The 13862-nt window shown below is 74.1% G+C and carries 12 protein-coding genes; 2 read left to right on the top strand and 10 right to left on the bottom strand.

The window, feature by feature from the left end; translation table 11 throughout:
- Positions 1-90 precede the first annotated feature (90 nt).
- The 4 genes from sucB to IF19_RS0109945 form a co-directional block, all read right to left on the bottom strand.
- Complete coding sequence (sucB, locus tag IF19_RS0109960) at positions 91-1944, bottom strand: 2-oxoglutarate dehydrogenase, E2 component, dihydrolipoamide succinyltransferase (RefSeq protein ID WP_030277324.1); 1854 nt, start codon at positions 1942-1944, stop codon at positions 91-93.
- 61 nt (positions 1945-2005) lie between these two features.
- Positions 2006-3394: a dihydrolipoyl dehydrogenase gene (gene lpdA, locus IF19_RS0109955; RefSeq protein WP_030118036.1), complete on the bottom strand. Its 1389-nt coding sequence runs from the start codon at positions 3392-3394 to the stop codon at positions 2006-2008.
- A gap of 341 nt (positions 3395-3735) precedes the next feature.
- The gene (locus IF19_RS0109950; protein WP_030118037.1) at positions 3736-5283 is read right to left on the bottom strand and encodes a leucyl aminopeptidase; all 1548 of its coding nucleotides are present in this window, start codon (positions 5281-5283) and stop codon (positions 3736-3738) included.
- 208 nt (positions 5284-5491) lie between these two features.
- Positions 5492-6274: an adenosylcobinamide-GDP ribazoletransferase gene (locus tag IF19_RS0109945; RefSeq protein ID WP_030118038.1), complete on the bottom strand. Its 783-nt coding sequence runs from the start codon at positions 6272-6274 to the stop codon at positions 5492-5494.
- Positions 6275-6362: 88 nt separating this feature from the next.
- On the opposite strand from IF19_RS0109945, the gene IF19_RS0109940 reads away from it, so the two are divergent.
- Entirely contained in the window at positions 6363-7127 is a 765-nt protein-coding gene (locus IF19_RS0109940) for a hypothetical protein (RefSeq protein ID WP_030118039.1), read from the top strand.
- On the opposite strand, the gene IF19_RS1000000137955 is transcribed toward IF19_RS0109940, so the two are convergent.
- The 3 genes from IF19_RS1000000137955 to IF19_RS0109925 all read right to left on the bottom strand — a co-directional run bounded on the left by IF19_RS1000000137955 (position 7025) and on the right by IF19_RS0109925 (position 10763).
- Complete coding sequence (locus IF19_RS1000000137955) at positions 7025-7876, bottom strand: hypothetical protein (protein WP_050501495.1); 852 nt, start codon at positions 7874-7876, stop codon at positions 7025-7027. The genes IF19_RS0109940 and IF19_RS1000000137955 overlap by 103 nt on opposite strands.
- A gap of 195 nt (positions 7877-8071) precedes the next feature.
- Positions 8072-9211, bottom strand: coding sequence for a nicotinate-nucleotide--dimethylbenzimidazole phosphoribosyltransferase (cobT, locus tag IF19_RS0109930; protein WP_030277322.1), 1140 nt, complete (start codon positions 9209-9211; stop codon positions 8072-8074).
- 346 nt (positions 9212-9557) lie between these two features.
- On the bottom strand, positions 9558-10763 hold the full coding sequence (locus tag IF19_RS0109925; protein WP_030277320.1) for a bifunctional adenosylcobinamide kinase/adenosylcobinamide-phosphate guanylyltransferase: 1206 nt from the start codon (positions 10761-10763) through the stop codon (positions 9558-9560).
- Positions 10764-10841: 78 nt separating this feature from the next.
- Between IF19_RS0109925 and IF19_RS0109920 the strand changes: the two genes are divergently transcribed.
- A complete protein-coding gene (locus IF19_RS0109920; RefSeq protein WP_010057779.1) occupies positions 10842-11051 on the top strand; it encodes a hypothetical protein in 210 nt (69 codons plus the stop codon).
- 155 nt (positions 11052-11206) lie between these two features.
- On the opposite strand, the gene IF19_RS0109915 is transcribed toward IF19_RS0109920, so the two are convergent.
- The 3 genes from IF19_RS0109915 to IF19_RS0109905 form a co-directional block, all read right to left on the bottom strand.
- The gene (locus tag IF19_RS0109915; RefSeq protein ID WP_030118045.1) at positions 11207-12295 is read right to left on the bottom strand and encodes a S1C family serine protease; all 1089 of its coding nucleotides are present in this window, start codon (positions 12293-12295) and stop codon (positions 11207-11209) included.
- Between the two features lie 158 nt (positions 12296-12453).
- Positions 12454-13158, bottom strand: a complete 705-nt coding sequence (locus IF19_RS0109910; protein WP_030121606.1) for a methyltransferase domain-containing protein — start codon at positions 13156-13158, stop codon at positions 12454-12456.
- 86 nt (positions 13159-13244) lie between these two features.
- Positions 13245-13835: a DUF3043 domain-containing protein gene (locus tag IF19_RS0109905; protein WP_030277319.1), complete on the bottom strand. Its 591-nt coding sequence runs from the start codon at positions 13833-13835 to the stop codon at positions 13245-13247.
- Between the last annotated feature and the right edge of the window lie 27 nt (positions 13836-13862).

Here is a 13862-nt window from a genome sequence, read left to right as displayed (position 1 = left end):
CCTGTGGTGGTTAGACAATACGGCGGCGCCCCCGCCCGGAGGGGTTCCGGGCGGGGGCGCCGCTGGTGAGGCTGGTTACAGCCGGGGTGTTCAGAGGCCGAGCTCGACCTCGAACTCACCCGCCTCCAGGATCGCCTTGACCGAGGTCAGGTAACGGGCGGCGTCCGCGCCGTCCACCAGACGGTGGTCGTAGGAGAGCGAGAGGTAGGTCATGTCGCGCACCGCGATGGTCTCGCCGAGGTCCGGGTGGTCGATGACCACGGGGCGGCGGACCGTCGCGCCGATGCCCAGGATGGCGGCCTGGTTCGGCGGGACGATGACGGTGTCGAACAGGGCGCCGCGCGAACCGGTGTTGCTGATGGTGAAGGTGGCGCCGGACATGTCGTCCGGCGTCAGGCCGCCACCGCGCGCCTTGCCCGCGAGCTCCGCGGTCTTCTTGGAGATGCCGGCGATGTTCAGGTCGCCCGCACCCTTGATGACCGGGGTCATCAGACCCTTCTCGGCGTCCACGGCGATGCCGATGTTCTCCGAGTCGAAGTACGTGATGGTGCCCTCGTCCTCGTTGATCCGGGCGTTGATGACCGGGTGGGCCTTCAGCGCCTGGGCCGCCGCCTTCACGAAGAACGGCATCGGGGACAGCTTGACGCCCTCACGGGCGGCGAACGCGGCCTTCGCCTGGTTGCGCAGCTTCATCAGCTTGGTGATGTCGACCTCGACGACCGAGGTCAGCTGGGCCTGCGAGTGCAGGGCCTTCATCATGTTGTCGCCGATGACCTTGCGCATGCGGGTCATCTTGACCGTCTGACCGCGCAGCGGGGACGCCTCCAGCTTCGGCGCGGCCTTGGCGGCGGCCGGAGCGGCGGGGGCCGGGGCAGCGGCGGCGGCCTTGGCGGCCTCCGCGGCGGCGACGACGTCCTGCTTGCGGATACGGCCACCGACGCCGGTGCCCTTGACCGAGCCCAGGTCCACGTTGTTCTCGGACGCGAGTTTGCGGACCAGCGGCGTGACGTACGCGCCGTCGTCACCGGAACCGGAGGTCGCGGCCGGGGCGGCCGGAGCCGGAGCGGCGGGCTGAGCCGGAGCAGGCGCCGGGGCGGCGGGCTGGGCCGGAGCGGGGGCGGCCGGAGCGGGCGCTTCCTGCTTCGGGGCCTCCTGCTTGGGAGCCTCCTGCTTCGGGGCCTCCTGCTTCGGGGCCTCCTGGGCGGGGGCTTCCTGCTTCGGGGCCTCCTGGGCGGGGGCTTCCTGCTTCGGGGCCTCCTCCTGCTTGGGGGCCTCCTGCGCCGGGGCCTCCTGCTTCGGAGCCGCGCCCGGGGCGCCGATCACGGCGAGCTTGGCGCCGACCTCGGCGGTCTCGTCCTCGCCGACCACGATCTCCAGGAGCACACCGGCGACCGGGGCGGGGATCTCGGTGTCGACCTTGTCCGTGGACACCTCCAGCAGCGGCTCGTCCTCGGCCACCTCCTCGCCGACCTCCTTGAGCCAGCGGGTGACGGTGCCCTCGGTGACGCTCTCGCCGAGCGCGGGGAGGGTGACGTCGGTGCCCTCGGCGGACGAACCGCCGGAGGCCGCCTCGGCGGTCGGGGCCTGGGCCGGAGCCTCGGTCTCGGTCGACGGGGCGGTGGGCGCCTCCTCGGCCTGCGCGGCCGGGGTGGAGGCGGGCTCGGCGGCCGGGGCCTCCTCGGCGGCCGCGGCCTCGCCGCCGCCGGTGCCGTCGTCGATGACGGCCAGCTCGGCGCCGACCTCGACGGTCTCGTCCTCGGCGACCTTGATGGAGGTCAGAACGCCGGACGCGGGGGCCGGGATCTCGGTGTCGACCTTGTCGGTCGAGACCTCGAGCAGCGGCTCGTCGGCCTCGACGCGCTCGCCCTCGGCCTTCAGCCAACGGGTGACAGTGCCCTCGGTGACGCTCTCGCCGAGCGCCGGAAGGGTTACGGAAACCGACATGGTTTCAGTTGCTCCTTACGAAAATGCGGAAGTGGTCGGTCGTCGCGCCCGGGACCGGGGGTCAGTCGTGGGCGTGCAGGGGCTTCCCGGCCAGCGCCAGGTGAGCCTCGCCCATCGCCTCGTTCTGCGTCGGGTGCGCGTGGATGAGCTGGGCGACCTCGGCGGGCAGCGCCTCCCAGTTGTAGATCAGCTGGGCTTCGCCGACCTGCTCGCCCATGCGGTCGCCCACCATGTGGACGCCGACCACGGCGCCGTCCTTGACCTGGACGAGCTTGATCTCGCCCGCGGTCTTGAGGATCTTGCTCTTGCCGTTGCCCGCGAGGTTGTACTTGAGGGCGACGACCTTGTCCGCGCCGTAGATCTCCTTGGCCTTCGCCTCGGTGATGCCGACGGAGGCGACCTCGGGGTGGCAGTACGTCACCCGGGGCACGCCGTCGTAGTCGACCGGGACGGTCTTGAGGCCGGCGAGGCGCTCGGCGACCAGGATGCCCTCGGCGAAGCCGACGTGGGCCAGCTGGAGGGTCGGGACGAGGTCGCCCACGGCGGAGATCGTCGGGACGTTGGTCTGCATGTACTCGTCGACCAGGACGTAGCCGCGGTCCATCGCGACGCCCTGCTCCTCGTACCCGAGGCCCTGCGAGACCGGGCCGCGGCCGATCGCGACCAGCAGCACCTCCGCCTCGAAGGTCTTGCCGTCGGCGAGCGTCACGCGGACGCCGTCCTGGGTGTACTCGGCCTTGTCGAAGAAGGTGCCGAGGTTGAACTTGATGCCGCGCTTGCGGAACGCGCGCTCAAGAAGCTTGGAGCTGTTCTCGTCCTCGACCGGGACGAGGTGCTTGAGGCCCTCGACGATCGTGACCTCGGTGCCGAAGGACTTCCACGCGGAGGCGAACTCGACGCCGATGACGCCGCCGCCCAGCACGATCGCGGACTTCGGGACGCGGTTCATCTTCAGCGCGTGGTCCGAGGAGATGATCCGGTCGCCGTCGATCTCCAGGCCGGGCAGCGACTTCGGCACGGAGCCGGTCGCCAGCAGCACGTGCCGGCCCTGGACGCGCTGGCCGTTCACGTCCACCGAGGTCGGCGAGGAGAGCTTGCCCTCACCCTCGATGTAGTGGACCTTGCGCGAGGCGATGAGACCCTGGAGACCCTTGTACAGGCCCGAGATCACGTCGTCCTTGTACTTGTTGACGGCCTCCATGTCGATGCCCTCGAAGGTGGCCTTCACGCCGAACTGGGCCGACTCGCGGGCCTGGTCCGCGATCTCGCCCGCGTGCAGCAGCGCCTTCGTGGGGATGCAGCCGTTGTGCAGGCAGGTGCCGCCGACCTTGCCCTTCTCGATCAGTGCGACGTCCAGGCCCAGCTGCGCTCCGCGCAGGGCCGCGGCGTAACCGCCACTGCCACCGCCGAGGATCACTAGGTCGAAAACGGTGCTGGCGTCGTTCGCCACGTCACGTCCTCCATGCATGTGCGCCGTACGCCGGGCCCCGTCGCTGGGGTGTGACCGGCCGGTCGGCTGGTGTGCGGCCGCTTTTGTCTTCGGCCCTGTGGTGGGGGCCCTGTCCTGCCGAGAACCCATCTTCGCACTTGTCGACGGTGAGCGGGACGCGGGGCCCGGGTCCGGGACGGATGATCGTCCGTTCCGGAGGGTTACTGCTGCGTAGATACGGGTGGATCCGGCGGGTGTTCGTCCAGAGCGAAACCCTGTCTCTCCTTACCGCTCCCGCCCGGACAACACGTACGGCCCCGGACGTATGCCCGGGGCCGTACGCGACGGCTCGCTGCTCGGACTCAGCCGAGGTCGCCGTCGGCGGTGCGCTCGGCGAGGCGCACCAGGGTGCGGACCGCGGAGCCGGTGCCGCCCTTGGGCGTGTAGCCGTACGGAGCGCCCTCGTGGAAGGCCGGGCCCGCGATGTCCAGGTGCGCCCAGGCGATGCCCTCGCCCACGAACTCCTTCAGGAACAGGCCGGCCACCAGGCCGCCGCCCATGCGCTCGCCCATGTTGGCGATGTCGGCGGTGGGGGAGTCCATGCCCTTGCGCAGGTCCGCGGGGAGCGGCATCGGCCAGGACGCCTCGCCGACCTCGTCGGCGATCTCATGGATCGACGTACGGAAGGCGTCGTCGTTGGCCATGATGCCGAAGGTGCGGTTGCCGAGCGCCAGCACCATCGCGCCGGTCAGGGTCGCCACGTCGACGATCGCGTCCGGCTTCTCCTCCGAGGCGCGGGTCAGCGCGTCGGCCAGGACGAGCCGGCCCTCGGCGTCGGTGTTGAGCACCTCGACGGTCTTGCCGCTGTACATGCGCAGCACGTCACCGGGGCGGGTGGCGTTGCCGGAGGGCATGTTCTCGGCCAGCGCCAGCCAGCCGGTGACGTTGACCTTCAGGCCCAGGCGGGCGGCGGAGACGACCGCGGCGAACACGGCGGCCGCACCGCTCATGTCGCACTTCATCGTCTCGTTGTGGCCGGCCGGCTTGAGCGAGATGCCGCCCGAGTCGTAGGTGATGCCCTTGCCCACGAGGGCCAGGGTCTTCTCCGCCTTGGGGTGCGTGTAGGCGAGCTTCACCAGGCGCGGGCCGTTCGTGGAGCCCTGGCCGACGCCGAGGAGGCCGCCGTAGCCGCCCTTGACGAGCGCCTTCTCGTCGAGGACCTGCACCTTGATGCCGTGCTCCTTGCCCGCGGCGGTGGCCACGGCGGCGAAGGACTCGGGGTACAGGTCGTTCGGCGGGGTGTTGATCAGGTCGCGGGCCCGGTTGATCTCCTCAACCAGCGCCAGCGCGCGCTCGACGGCCGCCTTGTACGCCTTGTCGCGGGCCTTGCCGCCGAGCAGGGCCACCTCGCCGAGCGGCTGCTTCGGGCCGTTGTCCTTGGACTTGGCCTTCTTGGGGGCCAGCTTGTCCTCGCCGCCCTGGTAGGCGGTGAAGGCGTACGCGCCCAGGAGCGCGCCCTCGGCGACCGCGGCGGCGTCCTCGACGGAGCCGGCGGGCAGCGCGAAGCCGGCCTTCTTGACACCGGACAGGGCGCGGGCGGCGGTGCCCGCGGCGCGGCGCAGCGCCTCGGCGTCGTACGCGTCCTCCTTGTCCGGGACCGCACCGAGACCGACCGCGACGACGACCGGGGCCTTGAGGCCGGACGCGGCGGGCAGCTTGGTCAGTTCGCCCTCGGCACCGGTGGCGCCGAGGGTCTCCAGGACGGCGGCGAGCTTTCCGTCGAACGCCTTGTCCACGGCCTCGGAACCCGGTGCCAGGACCGGTCCCTCGGCGCCCTTGGCGACGCCGACGACGAGTGCGTCGGCGCGCAGCGTCGCCGCACCGGCAGTGCTGAGAGTGAGAGCAGTCACGGTGGTGAAATCTCGCTTCCGTTGAGTTCGGTTTCGGCCGAGGGGTGGGCCGGCCGTGCCCGGCGCATCGTAGACGCCCCGACGATGTGCCGGGAATGAGCCTACGCGCGCGGTTTCCGCTCCGTGACGGCGGCGGGCCCTCCCGACGGCGCCTCGGGCCGCCGACGCGGTCCGGAACGGCCCCGGGACGCCCTCCCGGCGCGGCCCGTCAGCCCCCGAGCGCCAGCACCACCAGGGCCGCCGTCGCCGCGGTCTCCTCGACGCCCCCGAAGACGTCCCCCGTGACCCCGCCGAACCGCCGGACGCAGTGCCGCAGCAGCAGTTCGGCCGCCGCGAGCGCGCCGAGCACCGCGAGCGCGTGGTGCAACGCCCCGTACGGCCCGAACGCCGCGCCCGCCCCCGCGCACAGGACCGCCGCCACCCCCGCCGCGAGCAGCGCCCACCGCGCCGGGACCGTGGCCGCCACCGTCGCCCCGAGCCCCTCCGGCCGGGCGGGCGGCACGCCCTGACGGGACGCCAGGGTCAGCGCGAGCCGGGCGGCGACGGCCGCGACGGCGGAGCCGAGCGCCCCGTGCGCCCAGCCCTCCCCGTACAGCTCGAAAAGGACCGCGACCTGGGCCAGCAGGACCAGGAGCAGCGTGACGACGCCGAACGGCCCAATGTCGGACTGCTTCATGATCCGCAGCGCGTCCTCGGCCGGCTTCCCGCTGCCGAGGCCGTCCGCCGTGTCCGCCAGACCGTCCAGGTGCAGCCCCCGGGTGAGGGCGGCGGGCACCGCGACGGAGGCGACCGCCGCGAGCAGCGGCCCCGACCCGGCCAGCAGCGACAGCGCGCCGACACCCCCGGCGAGCAGCCCCACGACGAGTCCGGCGAGCGGGGCGCAGAGCATCCCGGCGCGGGCGGTCGCGCGGTCCCAGCGGGTCACGCGGACGGGCAGCACGGTCAGGGTGCCGAAGGCGAAACGTACGCCGTGGCTGTTCAGGGAGGTCACCGCGCGCAGGCTAGCCGCTGGGCCCTGCCGATAGATTGGCCGAAACGCGACTGAAGCGGCGGAACCTGGCATATCGGGAGTGGGTGGCATGGGTCACTGGTGGCACGAGAACATCACGGAGCCCGGCAAGCTGCCGCTGCTCCTCGCGCTGGCCGCCTTCGTCCTGACCTTCGCGATCACCCGCACCATCACCCGCATGATCCGCGCGGGGAAGGGCCCGTTCCGCAACATCACGCCGGGCGGTGTGCACATCCACCACGTGGTGCCCGGGGTCGTGCTGTCGGTGACCGGCGGGTTCGGCGCGGTGGCGAGCGGGCGGCAGGGCGTGGCCGCCGGGATCTTCGCGGTGGTCTTCGGGGTCGGGGCGGGGCTGGTCCTCGACGAGTTCGCCCTGATCCTGCACCTCGACGACGTGTACTGGACCGAGGAGGGCCGGCAGAGCGTCGAGGTGGTCGTCCTGACGGCCGCGCTCGTCCTGCTGGTCCTGGCGGGCTTCTCCCCGCTCGGCGTGGACGACGTCAGCGACGAGGAGCAGCAGGGCCGCTTCGGCGTCATCACGACGTACGCGGTCAACTTCGGCTTCGTCCTGATCTCCCTGTTCAAGGGCAAGACGCGGATGGCGGTGCTCGGCACCCTCGTCCCGTTCGTCGCGCTGGTCGGCGCCCTCCGCCTGGCCCGCCCCGCCTCGCCCTGGGCACGCCGCTTCTACCGCCACCGCCACCGGGCCCGCTCCCGGGCGATGCTGCGGGCCTACCACCACGACGTGCGCTGGGCCGGGCCGCGCCGGAAGTTCCAGGACCTCATCGGCGGCGCCCCGGACCGGGTACCGCCGCCGCCCGCGCCGAGACCCTGAGCTGACCGCCGCCGTCCGGCCCCGGGTGCGGGCGGCCGTCGTCCGGTCCGGATCGCGGGGGCCCGCCGCCCGGCCCGGGGCGGCGCGGGGGTCCGCCGCCCGAGCCACTCCCGTACGCCGCACACCGCCAGGACCACGGCGATGGCGGCCAGATGCTCGCGCCCCGCCAGGTTGTCCTTGACCAGCACCTCCACCACCATCGCGACCACCACCAGCGCCCCGGTGAACCGGGCCCGCCGCTGATGGCAGACGTACACCGCCAGGGCGACGACCGCCGCCGAGGGGCCGGTGTCCACCACTCGCGCGTCCGAGGCGGGCAGCCCGAGGAACGCCTCGGGGCCGAGCGCGACGCCGATCCGCGCGTACAGCGTCCCCGCCAGCGTCGCCGCGTACGCCACCGCGAGCGTCCGCCACCGGCCCAGGCAGATCTCCGCGACGCCGAACACCAGCAGGATCTGCGCCAGCGCACCCCACACCGGCAGATCGAGGGCGGGCACGAACAGGGACAGCGGCGTCCGCAGGAGGGCCGACCAGAACGGGTCCTCGGCCCGTACGGCCCCGAGAGCGCGCACCGGCCCGTAGCCCCACGACTGGTTCTGCACCAGCTGGACGAGCGCGGTCAGCGCCGTCGCGGTCAGGGTCAGCGCGAGGGCGCGCGCCCCGCGTTCGGCGAGGGCGGTCCGCACGGCCGCGGCCGGCGGTCCCCACTCGCGTACGGCTGCCCGGCGCAGGGCCGCACGGCGGCTCACGCGCTCGTCTCGGACGGCATGGAACGGCCCCCGGTCGGTCGTCGGTCTTCGGTCCCGGGGCGGTGGGTCACCGCTCCGTACGCGGCGCCGGTGCGGGTGCGCCGGGCCACGCTCGCCCCCGAAGACGGGCCGGGGCCGCGCGGAGTTGAGCGCCGTCCGGGTGACGCCGGTCTCGTCCGCGCGGGCCGGCGGGGCTCAGCTCCCGTCTGCGGCGGCGGTCGCGGCCTCGGGCTCCGTACCGTCCGCGCCGTCCCCGGCCTCAATTTCCTCGGCGGCCTCGTCGTCCGCCGTCCGCTCCGGCTCGCGCTCGGGGAGTTCGGCCGCCAGCGCCGCCGCGGCCTGCACCAGCGGCAGGGCCAGCAGCGCACCGCTGCCCTCGCCCACCGTCACCCCGTGGTCCAGCAGCGGGGTCAGCGCCATCCGGTCCAGCGCCTTCGACTGCGCGGGCTCCCCGCTGGCCTGGCCGGCCAGCCACCAGTCCGGGGCCCGGAACGCGGCCCGCTGCGCCACCAGCGCGCAGGCCGCCGCGACGACGCCGTCCAGGATCACCGGCATCCGCCGCACCGCGCTCTGCAGCAGGAAGCCCGTCATCGCCGCCAGGTCCGCCCCGCCGGAGGTGGCCAGCAGCTCCAGCTGGTCGCCGAGGACCGGCCGGGCCCGGCGCAACGCGTCGCGGATCGCCGCGCACTTGCGCATCCACGCCAGGTCGTCGATCCCGGCGCCGCCCCGCCCGGTCACCACGGAGGCGTCCGTCCCGCAGAGCGCGGCGACCAGGGTGGCCGCGGCCGTCGTCCCGCCGACGCTGAGGTCGCCGAGCACCACCAGATCGGTGCCGGAGTCCGCCTCCTCGTCGGCGATCGCCATGCCCAGGCGGACCGCCCGCTCGGCCTCCTCCGCGCTCATCGCGTCCTCGACGTCGATGCGCCCCGAGCCCCGCCGCACCCGGTGGCGCACCACGGACTCGGGCAGCAGCTCCGGATCGCAGTCCAGGGAGACGTCCACGATCCGCATCGGCACCGAGAACCGCCGGGCCAGCACCGCGACCGGGCTCGCCCCGTCGAGGGCGGACCGCACCAGCGCGTGCGCGCCGCCCGCCGGCCGGCCGGAGACGCCCAACTCCGCCACCCCGTGGTCACCGGCGAAGAGCACCAGACGCGGCTGCTCGACGGCCCTGACCGGCACGGACTGCTGCGCGGCGCTGAGCCACTCGCCCAGCTCGTCGAGCCGCCCGAGTGCCCCCGGGGGCACGGTCAGCCGCTCGCGCCGCTCCTCGGCATCGCGCCGCACACCCCCGTCGGGGCGTTGGATCAGGTCGGAGAAGTCGTCCAGGTTCACGGAGGTCTGCCTCGCGGGTCGTCACGTCGGGTCCGGGCACGGGAACCCGGCGGCGGGCCCCTGCCCGGAACAGTACCGGTCACCCCGCGGCCCGGTCCCGCCCGAGAACGCCCGTCCCCGGCCCCCGGCCCCCGGCCCCGCGCCCGCGACGGCGTACGGTCCGGGCCCGCGTGCCGGTGCACACGGCCCGGGCCCCGCGTCCGTACGGCCCGGGTCCCGTGTCCGTACGGCCCGAGCCGCGAACTCGCGTACGGCCCCGGCCCCGCGTCCGTACGGTCCGAGCCCGCGAACCCGCGTACGGTCCCGCCCCCGCGCCCGCGACGGCGTACGGCCCCGACGCGGGGTCTCACCCCCGCAGTACCAGCACCTGCCCCGCCACCACCAGCAGCACCTGCTCGCACTCGGCCGCCACCGCCGCGTTCAGCCGCCCCAGCTCGTCCCGGAACCGGCGTCCCGCCGAGGTCGCCGGGACCACCCCCGAGCCCACCTCGTTGGTCACCAGCACCACCGGCCGCCGGGTCCCGCGCACCGCCGCGACCAGCTCCGCGACCCGCTCCCGCAACGCCGCCTCACCGCCCCCGTCGTGCCACCGCTCGTCCTCCCAGGCCCCCACCCGGTCCATCGCGTCGGTCAGCCACAGCGACAGGCAGTCGATCAGCAGGGGCGGCCCGTCCGCCCGCAGCAGCTCCGCCAGTTCGCAGGTCTCCTCGGTCCGCCAGGCGCCCGGCCGGCGCTCCCGGTGCAGCCCGATCCGGGCCGCCCACTCCGGGTCCCCGTCGCGGCGGCCGCCGGTCGCCACGTACACCACCTCCGGGAACGTCTCCAGTCGCTGCTCCGCCTCCACCGACTTCCCCGACCGCGCGCCGCCCGTCACCAGCACCCGGCGCGGGACGTCCGGCACCGCGTGGTACTCGCCGACCACCAGCGTCGTCCCGTCCGGCACCGCCCGCGCCCCGGCCGCCGCGAGCCGCCGCTCCAGGGCCGGGCCCGGCGGGGCGTCGTGGTCCAGGTGGACCGCGATCACCTCGGTCGTCGGGCCGACCGCCCCGGCCGCCCGCAGCCGGGCCACCGCGTCGGGCCGCCCGACCACATCGCAGACGACCATGTCGAGCGGCCGCTCGACCCGTTCCGGCAGCCCGGCCGGGGCGGCCCCCGGCGGCAGGTACAGCAGCCGCTCGCCCTCCGGCGACGTCACCTCGTACCCGGTCCCCGGCGCGTCCATCGCCACCGCCCGCACCCGGTGGCCGCTGATCAGCGTCAGCACCTGGCCGTCCGGCACCCGCCCGGCCGGCGGCAGCGCGGCCGGCAGCTCGACGGCGGGCCCGTCGTGCGGGTGGGTCAGCAGCACCTGGCGTACGGCGCCCAGCGAGCGCCCCGCCCGCGCGGCGGCGAACACCGCCCCCGGGGTGAGGTCGAGCAGCAGCGCGTCGTCGGCCAGCAGCGTGGTCGCGGCCCGCGCCCACGGGCCGCGTGCCGAGGCGCAGACCGCGCAGGGGCAGGAGGGGCGCGGCAGCCCCTCGGGGGCTCCGGTGCCGAGCAGTGTCAGTTCCACACCTTGATCCTCCCGTGTCCCCGCGCGAGGTGCGCGTCCGGCTACGCTTCGCACAGCAACGTGACCCAGGAGGCTGACATGGCGTGGACGTGGCGGTTCGAGAAGTCCGACGGTACGGAGACGGAGCCGGCGCTGCAGCCGGAGGAGTTCACCACCCAGGGCGACGCGGAGTCCTGGATCGGTGAGTACTGGAAGGAGCTCCTGGAGGGCGGCGCCGCACAGGTGACGCTCTTCGAGGACACGACCAAGATCTACGGCCCGATGAGCCTGCAGGCCGACGGCGCCTGACGCCGGGCCGCGGCGGAGCGGGACGCGCCGGGGCCGGGGGTACGAGGGCGGTGCACGCCCGGCGGAAAGGGCGGTACGGGTCACCCGTACCGCCCTTCGCGTCTCTCACCGGCCGACGCTTCTCTCACCGGCCCAGGGGCGTCAGGCCCCGGCGCTCAGATCTCTCCGAGCGTGACCTCCGCCGTGCGGCTGTCGCCGTCGCGTGTGTACGTCACGGTCACCTTCCGGCCCGGCTTGTCGTTGGCGAGGGCCTCGGAGAGCGAGGTGATCGTGGTGACCTCGGTGCTCCCGATCTTCGTGATGGTGTCCCCGGGCCGCAGCCCCGCGTCCGCCGCGGCCCCGCCCCGCTCGACGCTGACCAGCGCCACCCCGGCGGGACGGTAGTCGTCGTCCACGACGGTCCGGCCGGTGATGTTGAGCGCGGCCCGCCCCGAGTCGGTGACCTTGCCGTTCTTGATGATCTGGTCCGCGACCGTCTTCACCATCGACACCGGGATCGCGAAGCCGATGCCCGGCGCCGCGCTGTCGCCGAGCTGCGGGTCGGTCGCCGCGAGGGTGGGGATGCCGATCACCCGGCTCTCCAGGTCGACCAGCGCGCCGCCGCTGTTGCCCGGGTTGATCGCCGCCGACGTCTGCACCATGTTGGCGATGGTCGCCCCGGTGCCGCCGCCCGACCTGCTCTCGCTCACGGTCCGGCCGAGGGCGGAGACGATGCCCTGGGTGACGCTGCTGGACAGGCCCAGCGGCGAGCCCATCGCCAGCACGATCTGCCCGACCTCGACCTTCTCCGCGTCGCCGAATTTCGCCGGCTTCAGCCCGTCCGGCACGTCGTCGAGCTTGATCACCGCCAGGTCCTGCTCTGGGTAGGAGGAGACCAGCGAGGCGCTCAGCACCGCCTCCCCGGTGGCGACGCTGACCTTGAACTTCTTCTCGTCGCCGACCACATGGGCGTTGGTGACGATGTGCCCCCGGTCGTCGTAGACGACCCCGGAGCCGAGCCCCTCCGAGGCGTCGATCTGCACCACCGACGGCAGGACGTCGTTGATGACGTCCTGGTAGGCGGTCTGCAGATCGTCGGGTGCGCGCTTCACCGCGCCCTGCGCCGTGCCCGACACGCTCGCCTCGGGCGCCGGCGCGGCCGGTCCCGTCGCCGAGCAGCCGCCCGCCAGGGCGATGGCGCAGACGGCCGCGGACAGGGGGAACAGCAGCCTGTGCGCCCGGCTGCGGGAGGGGGAGGCGTCCATATCCGGAGTCTGTGGCCGGACCCGTCCGGGTGCCCGCGCTGATGGGCCGAACGGGCTCGCCGACCACCCGCATGCGGCACGGTACGGGCCGGACCGGACCGGGACCGGCCCCGCCCGGTACGTCAGCCGCGTACGCCTGCCGGGCCGGTGCCGGTACGTCAGCCGCGCACGCCGCACAGGTGGAGCAGCGCCGCCACACCCCGGTACGGATCGGTGCGCCCGGCCCGGTCCTCCAGGGCCAGCACCCGCTCCATCTCGTCGGCCGGCAGCTCCACGTCGTTGTCCACGTTGTCCGTGAAGACGCGGACCCCGTACCAGGCGTGCAGGGGGGCGGCGATCCCGGCGAGTGTGCCCCGCAGGGTGTCGAGCCGGTCCGCCCGCACGCTCAGGCCCAGGCGGTTGGTGTACGTGGCGGTGTCGAAGGCGGCCAGCGCCCCGCCGAAGTCACCGGCGAGCCCCGGACGCATCGCGAGCGCGTCCGCGTTCCGCACGAGGAGGGAGAGCAGCCCGCCGGGGGCCAGCATCCGGGCGAGCCCGGCCAGCATCGGGTCGGGCTCCTCGACGTACATCAGGACACCGTGGCAGAGCACCACGTCGAAGCTGCCGGGCAGGAAGTGCACCCCGGTCTCGCGGCCGTCGCCCTCGATGAGCCGGACCCGTTCGCGGATGCCCTCCGGCTCGGTCGCCAGGGACTCCCGGGCGGCCGCCAGCATCGAGGCGTCCGACTCCAGGCCGGTCACCGAGTGACCGGCCCGGGCGAGCCGCAGCGCCTGGGTGCCCTGGCCCATGCCGACGTCCAGGACGCGCAGCCGCTGCCCGACGGGGAAGCGCCCGGCTATCTGCTCGTCGAGCTGCCGGGCCACCAGTTCCTGGCGGACCGTGTTGCGTACGCCGCCGAGACCCGCCAGCCACGCCGAGGAGGCCCCGGTGAAGCCGGAGGTGTCCGTGCTCAGGGCCGCTCTCCGCGCTTGACCTGCGGCTTCGGCAGCCGCAGTCGGCGCATCTGGAGCGTGCGCATCAGGCCGTACGCCACGGCGCCGCGCTTCGGCGTGTCCGGGAAGCGCTCGCGGAGCTGCTTCTTGAGGCGGAGCCCGAGACCGATCGAGTCGATGATGATCAGGACGATCACGCCGAGCCAGAGCATCATCACGATGGCCTGCATGTTCGGCACCTGGATCACGCTGAGGACCAGGATGATCACGGCGAGCGGCAGGAACCACTCCGCGACGCAGAAGCGCGAGTCCACGTAGTCGCGGACGAAGCGCCGCACCGGGCCCTTGTCGCGGACCGGCAGGAACCGCTCGTCGCCCGACGCGAGCGCCTCGCGCTGGCGGGCCAGGTCGGCCCGGCGCGCTTCACGCTGGCGCTTCATGGCCGCCTTGCGGTCCGCCGGCGCGGCACGGCGGCGCTGCGACTGGGCCTCGCTGCGCTTGGGGGTGGGGCGACCCTTGGGAGCCTGCGGGTCGCGGGGCTGCTTGGAGAGGTCCGCCGTCACCTTGTCGGTGGGGGCCTTCTCGGTATTGGCACGGCTACGGAACACAAAACCCAAGGGTACGGGGTCGGGGCG

The organism is Streptomyces californicus (assembly GCF_000717645.1).
GTDB classification, from domain to species: Bacteria; Actinomycetota; Actinomycetes; order Streptomycetales; family Streptomycetaceae; genus Streptomyces; species Streptomyces californicus.
Note: the sequence above shows the minus strand (reverse complement) of the source record. Positions and strands in the feature narration are given on the sequence as shown.